4 protein-coding genes are annotated in these 3,198 nt (G+C 60.5%); 2 read left to right on the top strand and 2 right to left on the bottom strand.

Annotation, left to right across the window (positions count from 1 at the left end):
* Together ABHT90_RS09930 and ABHT90_RS09925 are read right to left on the bottom strand one after the other, a co-directional pair.
* Positions 1-364 (bottom strand): hypothetical protein (locus ABHT90_RS09930; protein WP_346982398.1); only part of this gene is annotated, 364 nt, incomplete at its 3' end.
* Positions 351-2,156 (bottom strand): hypothetical protein, encoded by a 1,806-nt coding sequence (locus ABHT90_RS09925; protein ID WP_346982397.1) that lies wholly within the window; start codon positions 2,154-2,156, stop codon positions 351-353. The genes ABHT90_RS09930 and ABHT90_RS09925, both read right to left, overlap by 14 nt.
* 396 nt (positions 2,157-2,552) lie before the next feature.
* Here ABHT90_RS09925 and relB point away from each other — a divergent pair, with 396 nt between their 5' ends.
* Together relB and ABHT90_RS09915 are read left to right on the top strand one after the other, a co-directional pair.
* Positions 2,553-2,789, top strand: a complete 237-nt coding sequence (gene relB, locus ABHT90_RS09920) for a type II toxin-antitoxin system RelB family antitoxin (protein WP_117759879.1) — start codon at positions 2,553-2,555, stop codon at positions 2,787-2,789.
* Positions 2,790-2,814: 25 nt separating this feature from the next.
* Positions 2,815-3,045: a type II toxin-antitoxin system RelE family toxin gene (locus ABHT90_RS09915; RefSeq protein WP_233508942.1), complete on the top strand. Its 231-nt coding sequence runs from the start codon at positions 2,815-2,817 to the stop codon at positions 3,043-3,045.
* Positions 3,046-3,198: the final 153 nt, after the last annotated feature.

Raw genomic sequence — 3,198 nt, 5'->3', positions numbered from 1 at the left:
GCTCCGCGACCCTTGCGTTGGCCTCGGCGAGCTGCGCCTTGGCCTCGGCCTCGGCGCGGGCGGCGCGGTCGCGCTCGACCGCAAGCGCCTCCATCAGCTCGGCGTTGCGGGACCGCTCGATTTCCAGCTGGGCGGCCAGGGAGTCAGCCAGGGAGGCCGCGGCTCGCTCGACCGATGACGGGCGGGACGGTTTCTCGGGGTTCTTCAGCGCGTCGGCGATAGCCGCCGCGGCGAAGTCATCGAGGATGTCGGTGTTCCCGTTTCGGGAAACGTGGTTTCCCAGTCCCAGTTTCCCGATGTAGTTAGCTATTGTTCGCTTGGAAACTCCCAGCTCAGCAGCTATTTCACGCTTAGTTATGCCCATTGGTCAACCTATCGTCAATCGGGAACGGTTCCCGGGAACCATCGGGGATTTTCCCGGTGGTTCCCGATGATTTTACCGTTTCCCGTTCCCGTTTTTCCCGTTCCGATGGAGCTCTTTCTATGGGGAGCACCAAGGTTCCGTCGACGGCAGCGAACTCGAAACAGGTGCGGATGGCGTCCCTGAATTCGACCATCGCTGAGTCGCACGAGCCATTCGGCCTTTCCGTCTCGGCAACTTCCTCCGGCGCATCGTGCAGCCATTTGATGACGGTCGTGCGCGAGATGCCCAGCTCTCGGGCGATGGCGCTGTGGCTGGCGTCGGGGTGCGCCGCGGCGTATTCGCGGACGAGGTCGGCCTTCGTCGGAGCCCCATCCTTATTGCGCCAGCTGCCGTTCGGATGGTCGATTTCGCGGACAGCATTCATAACTTCAACATGCTGTTTCTGCGGACGCCCGTTCCTCTTGTTTTTCGGCAGCTCGATGGCCGTACGCCGCTCTATGCGGTCGCGGGTGAGCTTGTGGATGATGGGGTCGTAGTACGCCTCGATGGCCGCGAGCGCGTGTTCCTCGGTAAAGTGGTTGTCCTCGCGCTCGGTCAGGTCCTCGAGCGTCGGCACGAGCGCGAGCGCATCGGCCTCGAGCTCCTCGTACGGGATACCGCACTTCTTTGCGTACGCCGCGAGCACGTTCAGACACCAGTAGCGGTGGTGGTCGGTGGCCTTCGTCTTGACCTCGCCGAGCCACCAGTCGTACAGGTCGCGCTTGCAGGTCCAGCGGCCGGGGGCCTTGCCCTCGACGATGCGCGCCTGGTACCACTCCGGCCAGAGCTTCTTGGCGCGCTCGATGGGCGTACGCCCGGCGGTGCGCATGAGCTCGATGAGCTCGGCGCGGTCCTTGCCGCCGCGGACCCCGGCGTATCCCAGCAGGTAGTCGAGGCTGCATCGCCAGGGTTTCCCGTCCTCGCCGTTGTGGACGAACGCCACGGCCTCGTACTTGTCCTTAATCTTCGATCCCGCGGCCTTGCCATTGAGCTTCGTGGGAGTGCCGGGCATCCTGAAGGGCTGGTAGATGCCCTGGTGCTGGACGTCCTCGAGCGTCGAGACGGTATCGCGCCAAATGTAGTCAGTGAGCATCGCCTTGATCTCCTGCACGAACGGCACGATGCGCGGGATCAGCGGGATCGGCTGGTCGAGGACGTAGTAGAGGTGGAAGCCCGTACCCGAGTTCACGAGGAAGGTCGGCTGGGGGAGGGACACCCATTTGTCCGCGGCGAACTTCGGGTCACGGCCGTTTCGGAACTGCTTCAGCATGTTCTTCAGCTCCTGTACGCCGACGCCGTCGAGGTCGATCGCGAACGCGTGCAGGAACCGGGCGTTCTCGGCGACGCGGCTCTTGCCAAAATACGACACGGGCGCGCAGAAGACGGACTCGTTCTTCCTGTTCGAGTCGACAACGCGCTCCATCACGCCGTCCAGGTCGTCGGTCAACGTAAACCGCTCGACCACGGGGACGTCGCGCTTGCGGCCCGTCTTGGTCTTGACCGTCTTGGTCCTGTTGGTGATCTGGATGGCGATGCCGTTGGGATGACCGCCGCCCTTCTCGTGCCACGGGACCTCCTCGCCGCGGGGCTGCAGAAAGCCCTCGGGGAAGATGGTCCTCCAAAAATCGTACGGGCTGACCCATTCCCAGGACGGATAGTCGGACAGAAGGATGTCGTTCTTCTCGATGTAGGCATGACGCTGATCTGCCCACCAGGCGTCATCATGCTCCGGTTTCTTCCTACGATCTGCCACTGAACACCACCCCAGATACCAGCCGCCCCCGAGGGGTAAGGCCCTGCCTTTACAGGACGTATATTATCAATGAAGTAATTGTACACCCCCGCGACAAAAAAAATCGGGCTGCGAAACCCGCGATCATGGCCCGCCCCCGAGGGGTAAGGCCCTGCCTTTACAGGACGTATATTATCAATGAAGTAATTGTACACCCCCGCGACAAAAAAAATCGGGCTGCGAAACCCGTGATCATGACCCGCCCCCGAGGGCTAAGGCTCCGCCTTTACAGGACGTATATTATCAATATATTTATTGCACACCCCTGCGGCCATCTGTATAACGTGTTTTACACCTATACGGCGAATGGTGTGCTAGAATGTATAACGTGTTATACAGATGATTGGGAGGTGCACCGTGGCAACTGCTACCGCGGCATTGAGGATGCCCGAGGACTTGGCAATCAGGTACGACCGTTTGGCGAAATCAACGGGACGCACGAAGACTTTCTACATGACAGAAGCACTCGCTGCCGAGATTGACAGGCTTGAGTACGAATACGGCTTAATGAAGAAGGTCGAGGATTATAGGGCCGGCAGGCTTGAGACCGTGACGCTCGACGAGCTGGAGGAAAGCCTTGGCTTGGCGGATTGAGATCGACAAGGACGTCCAGCGTTCGATGAAGAAGCTGGACAAGCAGATCGCCAAGAGGATCGTGGCGAAACTTCATGAGATTTCACAGCTCGAAGACCCGAGAAGCATGGGAAAGGGATTGACCGAGAACAAGTCAGGTCTCTGGCGCTATCGGGTCGGCGACTATCGGATAGTTGTCGATATCGAGGATGATGTTCTCGTCATCCTTGTTGTCGATGTTGACCACCGAAGCAGGGTCTACAGAACTCGCAGGTAGGCTGGTCGACACTGCTGACGCAACGGGGAGGGTTTTGACCCTCCCCGTTTTTTACGCTTGCCACCACGGACGCCCATCGTACGGACGACCGTCGGGCAGCCTGTCGTACTCGCGCGGCCCCGTCTCCAGCAGCTCCTTGGCGCGGTCTGGGTC

The organism is Collinsella aerofaciens, from assembly GCF_039758815.1.
Classification (GTDB): domain Bacteria; phylum Actinomycetota; class Coriobacteriia; order Coriobacteriales; family Coriobacteriaceae; genus Collinsella; species Collinsella aerofaciens_BP.
The sequence above is the reverse complement of the archived record's forward strand: the minus strand, read 5'-3'. Positions and strand labels throughout refer to the sequence as shown.